General features: G+C 69.9%; 14 protein-coding genes. 8 read left to right on the top strand and 6 right to left on the bottom strand.

The window, feature by feature from the left end; translation table 11 throughout:
• Positions 1–47: 47 nt before the first annotated feature.
• Together RIN75_RS19800 and RIN75_RS19795 are read right to left on the bottom strand one after the other, a co-directional pair.
• A complete protein-coding gene (locus RIN75_RS19800; RefSeq protein ID WP_309113451.1) occupies positions 48–2099 on the bottom strand; it encodes a glycosyltransferase in 2052 nt (683 codons plus the stop codon).
• Positions 2096–2875: a WecB/TagA/CpsF family glycosyltransferase gene (locus RIN75_RS19795; RefSeq protein ID WP_309113450.1), complete on the bottom strand. Its 780-nt coding sequence runs from the start codon at positions 2873–2875 to the stop codon at positions 2096–2098. Before RIN75_RS19795 ends, RIN75_RS19800 begins: the two co-directional genes overlap by 4 nt.
• Positions 2876–3085: 210 nt before the next feature.
• Here RIN75_RS19795 and RIN75_RS19790 point away from each other — a divergent pair, with 210 nt between their 5' ends.
• The 3 genes from RIN75_RS19790 (at position 3086) to RIN75_RS19780 (ending at position 5860) form a co-directional block, all read left to right on the top strand.
• A complete protein-coding gene (locus tag RIN75_RS19790; RefSeq protein ID WP_309113449.1) occupies positions 3086–4285 on the top strand; it encodes an MFS transporter in 1200 nt (399 codons plus the stop codon).
• A 66-nt stretch (positions 4286–4351) separates the two neighbouring features.
• On the top strand, positions 4352–5011 hold the full coding sequence (locus tag RIN75_RS19785) for a hypothetical protein (RefSeq protein ID WP_309113448.1): 660 nt from the start codon (positions 4352–4354) through the stop codon (positions 5009–5011).
• A gap of 15 nt (positions 5012–5026) precedes the next feature.
• Positions 5027–5860: a transporter substrate-binding domain-containing protein gene (locus RIN75_RS19780; protein ID WP_309113447.1), complete on the top strand. Its 834-nt coding sequence runs from the start codon at positions 5027–5029 to the stop codon at positions 5858–5860.
• A gap of 24 nt (positions 5861–5884) precedes the next feature.
• On the opposite strand, the gene RIN75_RS19775 is transcribed toward RIN75_RS19780, so the two are convergent.
• From RIN75_RS19775 to RIN75_RS19765, 3 genes are all read right to left on the bottom strand, one after another.
• Positions 5885–7210: a beta-propeller fold lactonase family protein gene (locus RIN75_RS19775; RefSeq protein ID WP_309113446.1), complete on the bottom strand. Its 1326-nt coding sequence runs from the start codon at positions 7208–7210 to the stop codon at positions 5885–5887.
• Positions 7211–7659: 449 nt separating this feature from the next.
• The gene (locus RIN75_RS19770; RefSeq protein WP_309113445.1) at positions 7660–8937 is read right to left on the bottom strand and encodes a hypothetical protein; all 1278 of its coding nucleotides are present in this window, start codon (positions 8935–8937) and stop codon (positions 7660–7662) included.
• Positions 8938–8965: 28 nt separating this feature from the next.
• A complete protein-coding gene (locus RIN75_RS19765; protein ID WP_309113444.1) occupies positions 8966–9826 on the bottom strand; it encodes a glycosyltransferase in 861 nt (286 codons plus the stop codon).
• A gap of 96 nt (positions 9827–9922) precedes the next feature.
• On the opposite strand from RIN75_RS19765, the gene RIN75_RS19760 reads away from it, so the two are divergent.
• The 3 genes from RIN75_RS19760 to RIN75_RS19750 are packed head-to-tail and all read left to right on the top strand — an operon-like array spanning position 9923 to position 13610.
• On the top strand, positions 9923–10972 hold the full coding sequence (locus tag RIN75_RS19760) for a glycosyltransferase (RefSeq protein WP_309113443.1): 1050 nt from the start codon (positions 9923–9925) through the stop codon (positions 10970–10972).
• Positions 10957–12396: a lipopolysaccharide biosynthesis protein gene (locus RIN75_RS19755; protein WP_309113442.1), complete on the top strand. Its 1440-nt coding sequence runs from the start codon at positions 10957–10959 to the stop codon at positions 12394–12396. Before RIN75_RS19760 ends, RIN75_RS19755 begins: the two co-directional genes overlap by 16 nt.
• Positions 12393–13610 (top strand): glycosyltransferase family 1 protein, encoded by a 1218-nt coding sequence (locus RIN75_RS19750; RefSeq protein WP_309113441.1) that lies wholly within the window; start codon positions 12393–12395, stop codon positions 13608–13610. Before RIN75_RS19755 ends, RIN75_RS19750 begins: the two co-directional genes overlap by 4 nt.
• A 15-nt stretch (positions 13611–13625) precedes the next feature.
• Here RIN75_RS19750 and RIN75_RS19745 read toward each other — a convergent pair whose 3' ends face one another.
• Positions 13626–14579, bottom strand: coding sequence for a hypothetical protein (locus tag RIN75_RS19745; RefSeq protein WP_309113440.1), 954 nt, complete (start codon positions 14577–14579; stop codon positions 13626–13628).
• 102 nt (positions 14580–14681) lie between these two features.
• Here RIN75_RS19745 and RIN75_RS19740 point away from each other — a divergent pair, with 102 nt between their 5' ends.
• Entirely contained in the window at positions 14682–15782 is a 1101-nt protein-coding gene (locus RIN75_RS19740) for a hypothetical protein (protein ID WP_309113439.1), read from the top strand.
• Complete coding sequence (locus RIN75_RS19735) at positions 15779–17098, top strand: O-antigen ligase family protein (RefSeq protein WP_309113438.1); 1320 nt, start codon at positions 15779–15781, stop codon at positions 17096–17098. The genes RIN75_RS19740 and RIN75_RS19735 overlap by 4 nt, the downstream gene beginning before the upstream one ends.
• Positions 17099–17267 lie beyond the last annotated feature (169 nt).

Raw genomic sequence — 17267 nt, 5'->3', positions numbered from 1 at the left:
CGGGGCGGTCGGAGTCGGCCCGGTTCACCGCGTCATCGTTATCCCCGTCACCGTTCGGCGAGGTCGAGCAACTCCTGCGCCCGCGAGTGCCACGAGTAGGTCAGCACCGACTGGCGCAGCGCGTTCGCCGGTTTCAGCCCGCCCTCGGTGAGGGTGCGGCGGACGGCCTCGACGAACTCGGTGTGCGTGCGCACCCCGCGGACCCGGTCGCGGTAGGCGTCCAGCTCGGCGAAGTCCGTGCTCACCACCGGCAGGCCCAGGGCCAGGTACTCCTTGAGCTTGATCGGGTTGGAGTGCCGGATCCAGTCGTTGTCCAGCCACGGCATGATCGCCACGTCGAACGCCGACCCGTAGGCCGGGATGCTGTCGTAGGGGCGGAAGCCGAGCCAGTGGACGTTCGGGTACTTGTCGTAGCGCTCCATCGGGTGGGTCGCGTCGCCGATGAGCACCAGGGAGGCGTCCGGCAGTTCGGCCGCGAGGCGTTCCAGCAGGTCGAAGTCGACCAGGAAGTCGTCCAGCGCGCCGAAGAACCCGATGCGCGGGCCGTCGATCGACCGGATGTCGTCGGGCCACTCGAACTCCGGGCGCGCGGTGAAGTGGTCGACGTCCACGCCGTGGTCGAGGAAGTGGGCGCGGTCGCCGGTCAGCGTGCGTTCGTCGTCCATCAGGACGTGGCTGACGTAGACGACGTGGTCGGCGTTGGTCAGCAGTTGGCGTTCGAGGGCCTGGATGGCCTCGCGGTCGGCTTCGGGGAAGTCGGAGTGCCGGTCGGACCGGTTGAACACCAGGCCGCGGCGGCGCATCGGGGCGACCACGTCCCAGGCGGTCGGGATGGTGACCATGATCACGGGCGTCTTCAGCCGCAGAAACGTGGCCACGAGCCGTACTTGGGCGCGCACGAGCACAGCGTTGACCCGGCGCAGGAACGGCGAGCCGTAGAACGGCAGGGGCAGCGGGGACATCACGTAGAAGTTCGGCAGCGGTTTGCGGATGAACTTGGCGACGCTCTTGAGCTTGCGCAGGATGCGGCGGGCCACGTGCGTGCTGTTGCCCCGGGTCGGCATCCGCATCCCGATGCTGTTCACCACCAGCACCCGCCGCCGCTGCGCCACCGACCGCATGAGCTGGAAGTCCGAGTGCGCCCGGTTGTGGTACCACCAGTCCTGGGCGGAGAAGCAGATCCAGCCCGTGCCGTCGTCGTCTCTGCTCGTGGCCGGCCACTGGCGCCACCGCACCAGGTCCCGAACCGCCCGCCGGTGCTTCGCGCTCCGAGGCGCTCGCAGGATTTCGTTCAGCAGAACGGCCCACCACATCGCGAACGCGGCCGGCCGGCCTCGTCGCTCGCGCACCATCCGGACCCGGTTGGTCGTGGCCATCGACCACAACCACGGCGACGTCGACTGCTCACCCCCGAGGTGCACCGCCTTCGCCCGGGGCTCGTACCGCACCGCGAACCCGCGATCGCCGGCCCGCAGCATGTACTCGGTCTCTTCGGAGTACAGGAAGTACCGCTCCTCCAACCACCCGGTCGCCTCCCGGCACTCCCGCGAGATCAGCCAGGCGGCCCCGGTGACCCAGTCGGCTTGCCCGGCGGTGTCGTACCGGCGCTGATCGACCACCACTTCGCCCAGCGCGTCGACCCGCCCGGCCCGGTTGCCGCCCAGCACCGCCTCCCCCAAGGCCCGCAACACGGTGGGCGCGCGCCGCAGGGAGAACTGCTGGCGCCCGTCCGACCCCACCAGCCGAGGCGACACGATTCCCGTGCCCGGCAAGGCAAGCGTCGCCAGCAACAACTCCACCGCATCGGCGTCGAGCCGGATGTCGGGGTTCAGCACCAGCACATCGCAGTCGGGGGCGGCCGCGAATCCCGCGTTCACCCCGGCGGCGAACCCGTCGTTCGTGTCCCTCGCCACCACCTGGGCGTCAGGCGCGACCCGTGCGACCACGTCGAGGGTGTCGTCACCGGAAGCGTTGTCCACCACCACGATCCGACTGTCCGGAATGGACTCCAACGCGACCGTGACGGACCGGAGGCAGTCCTCGATCACGGCGGCGCTGCAATAGGTCACGATGACCACGGCGAGCGGCACGCTGTTCACTTCCCCTTGCCGAGCCGGGTCTTCACCGCAGCCGCCAGCAGGCGGACGGCGAAGGGCAGGTCGTCACGCAGGTACCGCTTGGCCAGCCGACGCGGTTCGAGGGCGAGCCGGTGCACCCACTCGGCCCCCATCTTCTGCACCACGCCGGAAGCTCTCTTGAACTCCCCCGCCGCCATCGGGATGCCGGCCCCGCAGCCCAGGTACCAGGCCTGCGGCAGTTCGGCCCGCAACATCCGGATCACCCGTTCCTGCTTGGGGAATCCCAGCCCGACCAACACCAGGTCGGGCTTGGCCTCAACGACCTTCGCCACGGCCTCGGCCGCCAGCACGGGATCGGCGTGGAAGCCGAACGGCGGCGAGTCGGTCCCCGCCACCCGCAATTTCGGGTACCGCTCGCACAGCACGCCCGCGGCCTTCTCCGGAATCCCCGGGTTCCCGCCGAGCAGGTACACCGATCGCCCTTCCCGAGCAGCCGCCTCACACAGCGTGAACACCAGTGAGGCCCCCGTGACCCGCTCCGGCACCGGGACCCCGGCCAACCGCCCGGCCCAGACCACCGGCATCCCGTCGGCGACCACCACCTCCGACTCCGCCACCAGCGCACCCAGGGCGGGATCGCGGGTGGCGGCCCGAACGATGTCCACGTTCGCCGTCACGATCGCCCCGCCCTCCCCGTGCCGCCAACCCTCGACGACGTGGGCCACGACGTCAGGCTCCCGAACCGCCCAGACATCGACGACGCCCACCCGAACCCGCTCGTGAGGCAACTGCGACATACCCGCGACATCGAGCGGACAACCCCCCTCGTTACCTGGCCGGACCCGGATGTGGCGCGGGTTGCCTTCGACGCACAGCACCGGGCGAAAAGACATCGCGCGATTCGCAACGGGCGGTTGAAGCCTTCTTGTCCAGCCGTCCAAGCAAGGCGGTGCCCGCGATCAAGCCCACACCAGGTAACGACTACCAACCGTGACCGATAAGGGGGCATGTACGTCGCATCCGTCCGGCCGTCCCAGCGCGCCCGGGGCAAGGTCCCCGGCACCGTGGTGGCCCTGGGCACGGTCAGCCTGCTGACCGACGTCTCGGCCGAGATGGTGACCGCGTTCATGCCCGTCTACCTGCTGTTCACGCTGCAGATGGGCTACGCGCAGTTCGGCATCCTCGACGGTCTGTACACGGGCGCCACCGCCGTCCTCCGCCTCGTCGGCGGGCACGTCTCCGACAAGACCCACCGGCACAAGGCCGTCGCGGCGGTCGGTTACGGACTGTCCGCAGCCACCAAGCTCGTCTTCCCGCTCGTCGGCGCCAACGCGTTCGGCATCGGGGCGACGATGGCCGCCGACCGCGCCGGCAAAGGCCTCCGCACCGCCCCGCGCGACGCGTTGATCTCCCTCGCCACCCCGCCCGAACGCCTCGGCGCCGCGTTCGGCGTGCACCGCACCATGGACACCATCGGCGCGCTGCTCGGCCCCCTGGTCACCTTCCTCCTGCTCGCCCAGATCGGCATGATCGCCGGCCCGGTGTTCGTCGTCAGCGCGTGCTTCGCCGCGATCGGCCTGATCGTCCTCATCGCGTTCGTCCGGGAGAACCGCCGCGAAACCCGCCCCGGCCCGCGGCCGTCGATCAAAGCCGGGCTCGCGCTGCTCAAGGACGCCGGCTACCGCAAGGTCGCGATCGTCGCGGGCGTCCTGGGCCTGGCAACCCTGTCCGACGCGTTCGTGTTCATCCTGATCCAGAAGTCCACGGACATCCGCCCCGGCCTGCTCCCGCTGCTCCCCCTCGGCACCGCGCTCGTCTTCCTGGTCGCCGCCACCCCGCTGGGGCTGCTGGCCGACCGGGTCGGCCGGTGGCGGGTGTTCCTCGGCGGGCACGTGCTGCTGCTCGCCGTGTACCTGCTGCTGCTCACCACCGGTTCGGGCTACCTCGGCATGGGGATCGCCCTGCTCCTGCACGGACTTTTCTACGCGGCCACCGACGGTGTCCTCTCCGCCCGCATCAGCACCCTCGTACCCGAATCTTTGCGGGCTTCCGGCCTGTCCGTCATCCAGACGGGGCAGGCGCTCACCCGCCTGGTGTCTTCCGTCGCGTTCGGCTTTCTGCTCCAGTTCGCGGCTTTCGGCACCGCCGTCTACAGCGCGATCGGCGCGCTCGTCATCGCATTGGTGGTTGCTTGGCGGATCGCCTGAGGTCCGCCCCTCTGAACCGATATCGTGGTCGCTCATCTGGTTCGGGGAGGAACCGCAGGAGCCGCCGTGAAGCGACCGTGGTGGGTCGTCCAGCTCTTCTGGGCCGCGCCGCTGCTGGTCGGCGTGTCGTGTTTCGTGATTTGGTTGCTGCTGCTGGGCAACAAGGGCGAGGGGATCGCCGACGCGGTGTCCCTGCTGGTCGGCACGGCGTCCCTGGTCGTGACCGTGCTGGGCTTCCAGCACTCCGGCGCGGCCCGCACGACCGCGGTCAAGCCGGCCCGGAGGCCCTTGCCGCGCTGGGTGTTCGCCGCCGTCCCGGCCGTGCTCGGGGTGCTGGGCGGCCTGGGGTTCTGGCTGGTCGTGGTGAAGCCGGACGTGCCGGTCACCGACCTGGTCGAGCTGTCCAACGCCGAGGAGATGGCCGACGGTGAGCACGCCGGCTTCCGCGTCCCCGGCAGCCCGCCGGAGCGGCGGTACCTGTTCGTCACGCCCACCCTGGTCAACCACGCGAAGGTCGGCGACTGCGTGGGTTCGGCGCGGATGACCGTGACCCTCGTGCGCGACGGCCGCGAGGACGAGCCGATCGCGGACCGCCTGTCCGGCCACGAGGTCCGGCTCGACCTGCGCGGCACCACCCGCGAGGCGCGCGTGCTGATCGAGCTGTCCATGCCCGACGAGACCTGCCGCGTCGACCTCGGTGTCACCGAAGCGGTGCTCTACAACTGAGAGGGGTCCACCAGCATGTGGACACGGGTCGCCGCGCTCTCCAGCGCCCTGGCAGTCCTCACGGCGTGCTCCCTGCCGCCCGCGTCGCCGTCCCCGCCGTCCGTGGCCGCCGACCGCCCGATGAACGTCGGCGTCGGCACGGACATCCCCGGCCTGGCCGTCCTGAACCCGGACACCCACGAACGCCGGGGCTTCGACGTCGACCTGTACCGGTGGCTGGGCCGCAACACGACCCCGCAGTTCACCCCGGTCGAGGTCGACGTGATCATCGCCCAGCGGGTCAACGCGCTCGCCCAGGGCCGGGTGCAGATGGTGGTGCACACCTTCTCCATCACCGACGAACGGCGCGGCAAGATCGGGTTCGCCGGCCCCTACCTGCTGTCCAAGCAGGGTTTCCTGGTCCGCGCGGACTTCGACCGGCCGATCCGCACCCTGGACGACCTGGCCGGCCTGACGGTGTGCACCCAGTCCGGCAGCACCTCCTACGACCAGCTCACCGCCGGCGCGCTGAGGGACCGGGTCACCACGACCACCGAGATCGGCACCCGGCAGTGCGTCGAACGGCTCCAGCGCAAGGAGGTCGACGTCGCCTCGACCGATCAGATCATCCTGCACGGCTTCGCCCGCCAGACCCCGGGCCTGAAGGTGCTGGACCTGACCTTCGGCGCGCAGGAACGCTACGGCGTCGGCCTGCCCAAGAACGACAAAGCCCTGTGCGAGCGGATCACCGACGGCCTGAAGGGGTTCATCACCAACGGCGCGTGGGACCAGTTCTTCCGCGCCAACTTCGGCGACCTCAACGCCGAGGGCTACAAACCCGACCCGTACCGGCTCGACCCGTGCACCTGAGGCACGGGTCGAGCCGGTCGCGGATCACAACAAGCCGATCGAACCGTGGGCGACCGACGGGCCGTGGGTGATGTCACCCGGGTACGCCGCCGTGTAGCCCTGCAACAACGTCGCCAGGCCCACCAGCAACGGCACGTTGGCGTCGCACGAGGCCTTGCCGGACGCGTTGGTGAGGGCGTTGCACAGCGCCTGTCCCTTCACCGTGCGGAACTCGATGGTCTTGCCGGCCACCGGACGCCCGGTGTGCGACTCGGTCAACGTGGCGTCCATGCCGCGCACGGTGAACCCGAGCAGCCGCACCTGGAGCGTGGCGTGCTCGGCGACGAGCTTCGTGGGCGCGGGCGGCACGCCGTGGATGGCGATGCCGACCGGGTTGACGCCCACCGCGATCGTGTTGACCACCGACAGGGTGGCGGTGTCCACAACGGACACCGAGTTGCTGTTGAAGTTCGTCACGTACGCACGGGAGCCGTCCGGGGTGAGCGCCACGCTGATGGGCCGGTCGCCGACCGGGACCGCCAGGAGCGGCGCCATCGCCGGGATGTCCAGCACCGACAGCGAGTCGGCCTCGCTGTTGGTCACGAACGCCCGCGTCCCGTCCGGCGAGATGGCCACGCCGTGCGGGATGAAGCTGACCGGGATCGTCCCGACCACCGCGTGGGAGGCCACGTCCACCACGGCCACGTTGTTGGAGAACTTGTTGACCACCAACAGCCGGCTGCCGTCGGGCGTCACCGCCACCGCGGTCGGGGTGTTGCCGGTCGGGATCTCCTCGACCTCGGTCATGGTGAAGGTGTCCACGACGGACACCGTGCCCGCGCCGACCACGTCGTGCGCCACGAACAGCTTCTTGCCGTCCGGGGTGATCGCGACGCCGTCGGCGTTGGGGCCGACGTCGACGGTCGCGGTCGTGGTGAGGGTCGCGGCGTCCACCACGGACACCGTGCCGGCGCGGTAGTTCGACACGTACACGTGACCGCCGCTGGGCGACACGACCACACCCGCCGGCCCGTCGCCGACCGGCACCGCGGCGTCGATCGTGTTGGTGGGCGTGTCGATGACGGTGAGGGTGTTGTTGCGAACGTTCGTCACATAGCCGCGCGCACCGTCGAAGGCGACGCCGACACCGTAGGGCGAGTCGCCGCCCGCGTCGGACAGGGTGCTGGTCAGGGTGTCGGTGGAGGTGTCCAGGACCGACACGCCTCCGCCGTTGTTGGCGATGTAGCCGAGGACCCGGGTCGGTGCGGCCACAGCCGACGCGGACGGCACGAGCAGGGCAGCGCCCAGCGCTGCGACACCGCACAGCGCGGGCATCTTGCGGATCGGTCTGAGCCGTTCGGTAGTGGGCACTTTCGGCCTCCAAGTCGACTGGGATCCCGCATTGCCCCAATCGCCGTAGCGGCCCCGTCCGTTAGCCAGGGCTTGTGCTGGAAGTCATCGGCCGGCCGGCCGGCCAGGCGCTTTGATCTTGAGAGGGTTGAGCGCGTCCGAGCTTGAGAGCCCGGAGCGCGTCTGAACGTGAGAGCGCGGAGCCCGTCCGAGATTGTGTAGGGATGTGCGAGTCTGAAGATCAAAAGAGCCTCGCCGGCGGACAGACCACCAGTGGGGGAGGAAGGGCGTCGGTTCCCCCACCGCACGGCCTGGCGGAGCCAACCTTCGGGCAGGCCATACGGTGGGGGAACCGAGGCCCGCCTGTGACTGGAGCCAGCCAGCCGCGCGGAGCGCGGCGAAGCGCCGCTGCGCGGCGAAGCGCCGCTGCGCGGCGAAGCGCCGCTGCGCGGCGCAAAGCAGGACGGCGCCTAGAAGCGGTACACGTGCACCTGGTACGGCCCGAAGTCGTCCACGATCTTTCCGTTCTCAATGGATACAGTCCGATCCTCGCCCACCACCGTCGCCGTCCCCGACTGCACCGGCACGGTGATCTCCACGCGGGCGGCACCACTGCGCGGGACCTTCGTGTTGCCATCGGTCTGGGCGAGCACCCACTTGGCGCCCTGAGCTTCCTTGTGCAGCACGGACACCGGGATGTCGTTGTCGCTCTTGGCCGTCACGCCCGGCAGGCTCGGCGCGTTGAGCACGGGCGCCAGCGCCTTGAGCTTCGCGTTGACCTCCTTGACCTTCGCGGTGATCTCCGGACGGGTCAGGACGCTGGAGTACTCGCCCTTGCCGTCGGTGTAGAAGCTGTGCGCGAAGTAGTTGATGCCGGTGGCGCCGTGCAGGATCGTGTTCCACACGGCGGACTCCAGTTGGTCCGGCGTGATGGTCTCGCCGTGCGTGTGCGGGTGGCCGGTCTCGACGAACCCGTACAGCGGCTTGTCCGGGCCGCACCACTTGCGCATGGTGTCGATGACCTCGCCGTAGCTGAACGCCCCCACCCGGTCACCGCGATCGGGGTGGGTCCAGCCGTAGTAGTCCGCCGAGGCGATGTCCGCCGCCGAGCAGTAGGTCTTCATGTCCTCTTCGTAGGACTTCTCGACGTACCCGTAGCCGACGCTGCCGCCCGGGGTGCCCATCCACACGCCGAAGTTGATGTAGGTCGGCCGGGACGGGTCCTTGGCGCGGGTGTCGTTGGACTTGGCCAGGATCGCGGACGGCTGCATCTCCGGGTGGAACACGTCCCCGTAGACCTTGTTCATGTCCGGCTCGTCGGCGACCAGGTAGCCCACGTAGTTGCGCTCGTGGCCCTTGTCCCCGAGCACGGTGTCCAGGCGCTTGGGGTCGACGTAGACCCGCCAGTCGGTCTCGATGAGGCCCTCGCGGCGCAGGTACCACCACTCGTCCTCCCACAGCCCGAGCCCGACGTCGATCCCGATCTCCGGGTACGCCTTGCCGAGCTTCACGCCGTTCTCGATGCCGGACGGGTCCTGCATCCACACGGTGATCGGGAAGACGTTCGGGTCGCCGGTCGGGTTGGGGCCGTTGGCCCACTTCTTGTAGTAGTCGACCACCGGGGCGGGCTGGGCGTCCCGCGCGGGGGCGGGCGGGACGCCCTGCGGCGGCGGTGGTTCGGCTTCGGCCTTGCACGCGGTGGCGGCGGTGAGCAGGGCGGCCAGCGCGAGGTGTCGGGCACGAGCCATGGCGGTTGTCCTTGTTCAGCGAGCCTGTTCAGCTCGACGACGTGGCGCGGCCACGAGCGGCCAGCACCTGTTTGGCCCTTTCGAAACCACCCGGTCCGAGCACCCGCATGGCCGTCGTCTTGGCCAAGTATCTGGCCCCGTCCCGGGCCACCCGCAAGGGATGTCCCACGAACCGGTCACGGGCCAGGACCCGGCGGTCGGGCTCCGGCACGTCGTCCAGCGCATCGCCGAACAGCGGCCGGTGGGGGGTCGGGGACACGAGCCGGCCGCGGGTGCGGTTGCTCACGTTCCCGCCGTGCACGACCTGGAGCCAGCCCGGCGCGCCGCCCACCGACACCACCTCGGCGTGCCGGTGCAACCGGTTGTGCCAGTCGGCCCAGCAGGTGACCGGGGCGTCCCAGGACTCCAGCATCGAAGCGAACGCGTTGTCCGGGTCGTGGTGGGCGTACAGCCCGGTCGGGCTCTTGACCAGGCCGTTCGCCAGGTACAGCGCGGTGCGCGGCGCGGTCGTGCGGACGGCCTGGAGGCGGGCGACGAAGTCCGCGGCCAGGCCGTCGTCGTTGTCGAGGTTGGTGGTCAGCAGGGTGTCACCCCTGGTCGGGAACAGCTTCGAGATGTCTTCCAGGAGGTCTTCGCGGCTGACCTGCTCCCGGAACACCGGCGTGTAGACCTCGCCGTGCTCGCGGATGCGGTCCTTGAGCCATTCGGGGCTCTGCGGGTCGAAGTAGATGATCCACCGGAAGTTCGCGGACGTCTGCGCGCGCACCGACGGCAGGCAGTACCGCTCGAACAGCCCGACGCGCTCGGTCAACCACCCCTCCCGCGCCCGGACGACGCTCTCCGCGCCGACCGAGGGCAGGTTGAAGCGCGTCAGCACAACGTGGTCCATCGAAGACCCCTTCCCGTCGACCGGTACATCGGGATCCGCGGCCCGCCGTTATCGCCACCGAGTTAACGATCCGTGCCCGGGGGCGATGTGTAGGACGTGACTGAAGCCCCGACACGACCCACGGTCGACGTCGTCATCCCCTGCTACAACTACGCCAGGTTCCTGCGAGCCTGCGTGCGCAGCGTGCTCGACCAGCCCGGCGTGGACGTGCGGGTGCTGGTCATCGACGACACGTCCACCGACGAGACGCCCGAGGTCATGGCGGAGCTGGTGGAGGACCCGCGCGTCGAGGGCCGCCGCCACGAGGTCAACCAGGGCCACATCGCCACCTACAACGAGGGCCTGCTGGAGTGGGCCAAGGCCGACTACACCGTGCTGCTGTCCGCTGACGACCTGCTGGCGCCGGGCGCGCTCGCCCGCGCCGCCGCGGTCTTCGAGGCGAACCCGAACGTCGGCATGGTGTACGGGCGGGTGGTCTACTACTCCGACCACGACGATTTGCCATCCATCGTCACTCCGCCGGCGGGCACGACGGTGTGGTCCGGTGTGGACTGGATCGAGAACCGTTGCCGCACCGGGCAGAACGTGCTGTCCTCGCCCGAGGCCGTGGTGCGCACGTCGGTGCAGCAGCAGGTCGGCGGCTACCGGCCGGACCTGCCGCACGCCGGCGACCTGGAGATGTGGATGCGCATCGCCGCGGTCTCGGACATCGGGTACGTGCGGGGCAAGCCCGCGGCGTACTACCGGGTGCACCAGCAGAGCATGTTCCGCACGCAGTTCTCGTCGGTGTTCGCCGACCTGGAGCAGCGACAGGCCGTGTTCGACCGGTTCTTCTCCGAGCACCCCGACCTGCCGCCGCGGCTCAAGAACCTGGCCAACCGGTCCATCGCGAAGGACGCCTTGTGGCGGGCGGTGCGCGCCTACGACCGGGACAAGCTCGACGAGATCCCGGTAGAGGAACTGGTGGAGTTCGCCCGGTCGGTCTACCCGCACACCGAGCGACTGCCCGAGTACCGGGCGTTGCGGCGGCGCAAGGCGCTGGGCGCGAAGCTGTGCAGCCGAACCCAGATCTTCGTCGGCGCGCACCTGGTCAAGCGCGGGCGGGGCCTGGTCGGGAAGCAGGTCTGGAAGTGGCGGGGGCAGTGACCACCCTGGAGGGCAAGGTCACCTCGGCCATCCGCTGGAGCGCGATCAACAGCCTGCTCCAACGCGTCTCGCAGGTCGGTGTCGGGGTCCTGCTGGCGCGGCTGATCGCGCCCGAGCAGTTCGGCGTGTTCGCGGTCGCGCTGGTGGTGCTCAACATCGTGCTGAGCGTCAGCGAGATGGGCGTGAGCGTGGCGCTGGTCCGCACGGACGAGCCGGTCGAGGACATCGCGCCGACCGTGACCACGCTGTCGATCCTGTCCGGGTGCGTGTTGTGCGGGCTGTGCGTGGTGGGCGCCCCATTCTTCGCCGCAGCGATGGGGACGCCGCAGGCCACGGGCGTCATCCAGCTCATGTCGGTGGCGCTGGTGATCGCGGGCGCTTCGGCCGTGCCGGGGGCGTTGCTGCAACGGGAGTTGCGGCAGGACCACAAGTTCGCGGCCGACACGTCGGCGTTCGTCGTCGGCACGGCGGTCGTGGTCGTGCTGGCGGTGCTCGGGTTCGGGGCGTGGAGCCTGGCGTGGTCGCGCATCGCGACCAACGTGACCGCCGCGGTGGTGATGTTCGCGTTCACCAAGGAGCGCTATCGACCGGGGTTCGACCCGCGGCGGGCACGTGAGGTGCTGGGGTTCGGGCTGCCGCTGGCCGGGGCTTCGCTGCTCATCTTCGGCGTGCTGAACGTCGACAGCATCATCGTGGGCAGCGTGCTGGGGACCGTGCCGCTGGGGTTCTACCTGCTGGCGACGAACCTGGCGAACTGGCCGGTGGGTGCGTTCTCGCAGCCGGTGCGGAGCGTGTCGCTGGCGGCGTTCTCCAAGCTGCGGGACGACCCTGAGGCGTTCCAGCGGGCTTTCGGGCGGGCTTTGGGGTTGCTGGCGTTGTTCACCGTGCCGGCGTGCGTGCTGTTGGCTTCGTTGGCCGATCCTTTGGTGCGCACGGTGTACGGCGAGCGGTGGGCTCCCGCGGCGGCGGCTTTGGCGGCTTTGGTCTTGCTGGGCGCGATGCGGGTGGCGTTGGAGCTGGGGTACGACTACCTGGCCAGTGCCGGGCGGTCGCGGGCGATCCTCGTCATCCATGTGGTGTGGCTGGCCACTTTGGTGCCGTTGCTGGCGTTGGGTGCGCACTTGGACGGCATTCGCGGTGTCGCGTTGGCGCAAAGCGTTGTGGTGCTGGTGTTCATCGTGCCCGCTTACCTCATCGCGTTCCGGCCTTACGGGGTGCGTGCGCGGGCGTTGGGCACGGCGGTGGCACGGCCCGTGCTGGGCGGTGTCGTGATGGTGGCCGTGGCGCTGTCCGTGCAGTGGTTCGTGGCGGATGCGTTGTGGCGCTTGATCATCGGTGGCGTGCTGTCGCTGTTGGCCTACACGGCCGTCGTCTTCCCGTTGCGCCACGAGGCGCTCGGCTTGCTGCGAAGGGGTGGGTCGTGAAGCCCGTCCAGGTGTTCCGACGTCGAGCGCACCAGGTGTCGCGGATCGTGCGGGAACAGGGCGTCCGCTCGCTGAGCGCCCGAGCGCTGCGCACGGCCGCCAAGCGGTTGGGCGCGGAGGCCGAGGTCTTCCCCGTGCGGTGGGAGGACGTGCGCGCGGCGGACGTCTCCGCGCACAAACCCGTTGTGGTGCCGCCGATTCCGGCTGACGGGTCGCTGACGGTCAACTGGATCAGCACGCCTCCGGCGCCCGGGTCCGGTGGCCACACCACGATGTTCCGGTTGATCCAGCACTTGGAGTCGTTGGGCCACACGTGCCGGCTGTACCTGTACGACGTGTACGGCAGTCGGGCCGTCGACCACGAGCCGGTGATCCGGTCGGCGTACCCCGGCTTCCGCGGCGGCATCTTCGACGCCACCGAGGGCATGGCCGACGCCCACGCCGTCTTCGCCACGGCCTGGATGACCGCGTATCCGGCTTTCAACGACCCGTGCGCCGGCAAGCGCTTCTACCTGGTGCAGGACTACGAGCCCTGGTTCTTCCCGGTCGGCGGCCTGTCCGCGCTGGCCGAGAACACGTACCGGATGGGCTTCCACGGCTTCACCGCCGGGCGTTTCCTGGCCGAGAAGCTGAGGACCGACGTGGGGATGGCGGCGGACTGGTTCGACTTCGGGTGCGACACCGACCGGTACCACTTGCGGGACAACGGGGCGCGCGACGGTGTGGTGTTCTATGCCCGGAGACTCGCGCCGAGGCGGGCCATCGAGGTCGGCTTGCTGGCGCTGGAGGTGTTCGCCGAGCAGCACCCTGATGTGGTGATCCACACGTATGGCGAGAAGATCGGTTCCCTGGGGCCGCGGCACGTCGACCACGGCCTGATCACGCCGGACGAGCTGAACGCGATCTACAACCGGTGCTACGCCGGGTTGACGTTGTCGATGACGAATGTTTCGTTGGTGCCGCACGAGATGCTGGCGGCGGGGTGCATCCCGGTGGTGAACGAGGCCGCGCACAACCGGGTGGTGTTGGAGAACGACCATGTCCGGTATGCCCAGGCCACGCCGCATGATCTGGCCAGGGCACTGTCTGATGTGGTCACTACGCCGGACTTCGCGGCTTTGGCCCGTGCGGCGTCGGCGAGCGTGTCGGGCAGGTCGTGGGACGCCGCTGGACACGAGCTGGAGAAGGTCCTGCGCCGAGAACTGCTCGCCTAGGTTGCGCCTGCTGACTTAGATGGGGGACGGCGAGGTTGCGTGCTTGATGACCAGGGTTGCCGGCGTTGAGCCGTCTGCGGGGACCGTGTGGATGGACGCCAGCTTTTCGTCCTTCGGCACGGCCGAGAAGGCCAGGCGGCCGTTGTCCAGCCAGGTTGCCTGGTCGTCGATGCCCGCTGTGCCCGGGAGCCGGCGCTCCGCGCCCGTCGCGAGGTCCAGCACTGCCAGGTCCCAGGGGCCGAGCCGGCCGATGCGCTTCTTGTAGGCCACCTTCGTGCCGTCCGGGGAGAGGGAGGGGCACTCCGCGTCACGGCGCAGTGACGTCACGCGACGGTCCGCCAGGTCACCTTTCACGAGGTGGGTGAGGCCGCCGGAGGCCAGGGTGGCGTAGAAAGTGCGGTCGTCGGCGGCGACGGTCAGGCCCCAGTAGTTCACGTCCTGGGCGGTGTGGGGCTTGCCTTCGACCTCGGCGCTGAAGGTCTCCAGCGACTCGACGACCTCGCCGGTCCTCAAGTCGAAGTAGCCGGTACGGGTGGAGAAGCCGCCGGGGACGAGGTAGGAGTCACCGGTCACGAAGGACGTCCACGACACGACCCGGCCCGATGCCGAGACCTTCGCGCGGCTGGGCGCTCCGGGTAGTGGCACGGTGCGGATTACGGCACCGTCGCGGGAGATCTCGGCGGCGTAGGTCGGTCCGGGGCCGGCCAGGCGCAGGCAGACGGTGGTTCCGCCCGCCCGGTAGACGCGTTGGCAGGACATGTCGGTGCCGTTGCGGGTGTCCGGAGCGGACAGGGCGACCTGTTCCACGCGGCTGCGGCCGTCGGCCAGTTCGACGAACATCAAGTCGGCGTTCACCGAGGCCGTGGGCGCTGCGGGCTGGTCCTTGACGACCCTGGTCACGTACACCACCCCGGCCCCGACGACCAGTACGATGGCGAGGACGGCGAGCACCACGCGACGCGAGCCCAAAGTCCATCACCACCTGTAACGACTGGGCCGGAGTCGGCCGATTTCCACAGTAACAAGTCCCCGCGGGCACGTGACTCGGGGTGAACGCGGATCGGGGAGCGGATGGACTTCTGGGGCGCCGTGCGGACGCTGCGGAGGCGGTGGTACATCGCCGTGCCGTCGGCGTTGGTCGCGGTCGCGGTCGCCGCGGGCATCTTCGTCTCGATCCCGACCCGGTACCAGTCCTCCGGCGTGATGGTGCTGACCACGCCGGCCGCCGGCGGCACGTTCTCGCAGAAGGTCACGCCCGAGGAAGCGGTCAAGATCAACCCGCTGCTGGCGTTCGACGGCAGCCTCGCCACCACCTCGCAGATCCTGTCCCAGATCCTGGCCGACCCGAAGACCCGCGAGAAGCTCGGCATCGTCAAGGGCTCGCCGCTGAACTACACGGCGACGGGAGGCGGCCAGAACGGGCCGTTCCTGTTCGTCACGGCGGACAGCGACACGCCCGAGGCGGCCGAGAAGATGGTCAGCACGGTGTTGGAGTTCGCGACCAAGGAGCTGGAGGACCAGCAGCGGAAGCTGAAGGCGCCGGAGTCGACGTTCATCACCTCGCAGGTGATCGTGAACCCGACCGAGGCGGAGGCGCAGATCGGCGGGAAGGTCCGGTACGGCGGCGCGGCGTTCGTGTTGCTGATGCTGTTGACCACGGCGGCGACCTTCGGCTCGGACAGCGTCCTGAACCACCTCCGCCGGCGGCGTGAGGCCGCAGCCAGGGCCGCGGGTGGGGACGATGGGGACGACGCCCCGCCTGCCGACTCCTCAGGCGGCAAGGGCGGCCAGTCGGGTGGCGTGCCCGCGCCGGTGGCCCCGGCAGGCCCGGCAGCCCCGCCCGCACAACCAGCCCCGGCTGGTTCGGCCGGGCAGGCAGGTCCGGTCCCGGCTCCCGGGGCGACCGGGCCGGCAGCTCCGGGTCCCGCGCCGACCGGCGGGCAGCAACGGTCTGTGAACGGGCAACAGCAGGGCGCGCCCACCGCCGGTCAGCCCGTGCCGAACGCTGCCCAGCGCCGTCCTCCGGGACCGCCCGCGCGCCGCCCCACGGCCAGTGAGCAGACGGTGAAGGTCCAAGCGCCCAAGGCGCAGCCCACCGCCAGCGAGAAGACGGTGAAGATCGCCGTGCCGCCGCCCACACCGGCATGGCCGACCAACGACGACGGCTCTTGACCACGCAGCGCGCGCACGTCCGGCAGCGTGCGGACGGGGCCACGCTCGTCTGCGTCTACCTCCTCGCCCTGCTGATCATCCCCGCCCGGCTGGTCCTGTCGTTCGTCCCGATGACCCTGCCGCCCGCGCTCGTCGTGGCGCTGATGCTGGGCGTGCTGTGGCTGTCCGCGCAGATGGTGGACACCCTCGGCATGGGCAAGGGCCGCAACGTCGTCCGGTTCGCGATCGGGCTCTACCTGGCCGCCCACCTGGCGACCTACGCCGTGGCGACGCGGCGGTGGTTGCCGACCGACGAGCTGACCGTGGCGGACTCCAGCATCGTCCGCATCACCGCCACCATCGCGCTCGCGGTCTTCATCTGCGACGCCGTCCGCACCAAGGAACGCCTGGACAAGGTGCTCAAGCTCATCCTCGGCTGCGCGGCGCTGATCGCGTTCGTCGGGCTGGTCCAGTTCGGGCTGGGCGTGGACCTGGCGAGCTACGTGAGCGTCCCCGGCCTGCGGACGCAGGAGAACGGCTACGCGGTCATGGAGTCGCGCTCGATCTTCCGCCGGCCGACCGGCACCACCAACCACCCCATCGAGTACGGCCTGATCTGCGCGATGGCCGTGCCGTTGGGCGCGCATTACGTGTTCCGAGCGCGGGACGAGGGCACGCCGTACGTGCGTTGGCTGCTGTGCTTGGCCTTGGTGGGGTTGGGCGCGATGACCGCCCTGTCCCGGACCGCGATCCTCGGCATGACGGTCGCCGGGGTCATCATGGTGATCACCCTGCCGCGCCGGCAGCGCATCACGGCGGCGGTCGTGGGCGGCGGTTTCTTCCTCGGCGCGGCGGTCGCGGTGCCGGGCCTGTTCGGCACGCTGCGCGGCATGTTCTCCAACATCGAGGACGACCCGAGCGTGAAAGCGAGGACGGCGGACTACGCGGCGGCGGCCGAGCAGATCGACCTGAACCCGTGGCTGGGCCGGGGTTTCGGCACCTTCCTGCCGACGAAGTACACGATCCTGGACAACCAGTTCCTGTTGACGCTGATCGAGAACGGGTACCTGGGGCTGTTCGCGCTGATCGGGATGTTCCTGGCGGCGGCGTACGCGGTGGTGCGGGTGCGGATGATCAGCAAGGACGAGCACCTGCGGGGGTTGGCGGCGTGCGTGCTGTCGGCCGTGCTGGCGGGTGGGATCGCGTCGATCACGTTCGACTTGCTGGGGTTCGGGGTGGCGACCGGGCTGGTGTTCGCGTACATCGGGTTGGCGGGAGCGATGCTGCGGATCGCCCGGGAGGAGAGGTCGTCGGCAGAGCCGGGTCCAGCGGCCTAGCCGCTTCGGCCGCACACCGACCCGCGCTTTTGCCCCGTAGCGGCTGCTTTTGCGCCGCAGGCGCTGCTTTTGCCCGGGCTTGCCAAGCCACAGGAAGGGCCTCGGTTCGTCCCCCGTACGGCCTGGGCGCAGCCCAACCGCGCTTCGCCCTTCTTGGCAACCACGCTTC

The sequence above is a fragment of the Saccharothrix sp. genome (assembly GCF_031180885.1).
Taxonomy (GTDB): Bacteria; Actinomycetota; Actinomycetes; order Mycobacteriales; family Pseudonocardiaceae; genus Actinosynnema.
The sequence above is the reverse complement of the archived record's forward strand: the minus strand, read 5'-3'. Positions and strand labels throughout refer to the sequence as shown.

Excerpts from the sequence above, each read along its gene's own strand:
- RIN75_RS19795 (WP_309113450.1), bottom strand. The coding sequence starts at position 2,875 with ATGTCGCAGTTGCCTCACGAGCGGGTTCGGGTGGGCGTCGTCGATGTC.
- RIN75_RS19790 (WP_309113449.1), top strand. The coding sequence starts at position 3,086 with ATGTACGTCGCATCCGTCCGGCCGTCCCAGCGCGCCCGGGGCAAGGTC.
- RIN75_RS19780 (WP_309113447.1), top strand. The coding sequence starts at position 5,027 with ATGTGGACACGGGTCGCCGCGCTCTCCAGCGCCCTGGCAGTCCTCACG.
- RIN75_RS19770 (WP_309113445.1), bottom strand. The coding sequence starts at position 8,937 with ATGGCTCGTGCCCGACACCTCGCGCTGGCCGCCCTGCTCACCGCCGCC.
- RIN75_RS19765 (WP_309113444.1), bottom strand. The coding sequence starts at position 9,826 with ATGGACCACGTTGTGCTGACGCGCTTCAACCTGCCCTCGGTCGGCGCG.
- RIN75_RS19740 (WP_309113439.1), top strand. The coding sequence starts at position 14,682 with ATGGACTTCTGGGGCGCCGTGCGGACGCTGCGGAGGCGGTGGTACATC.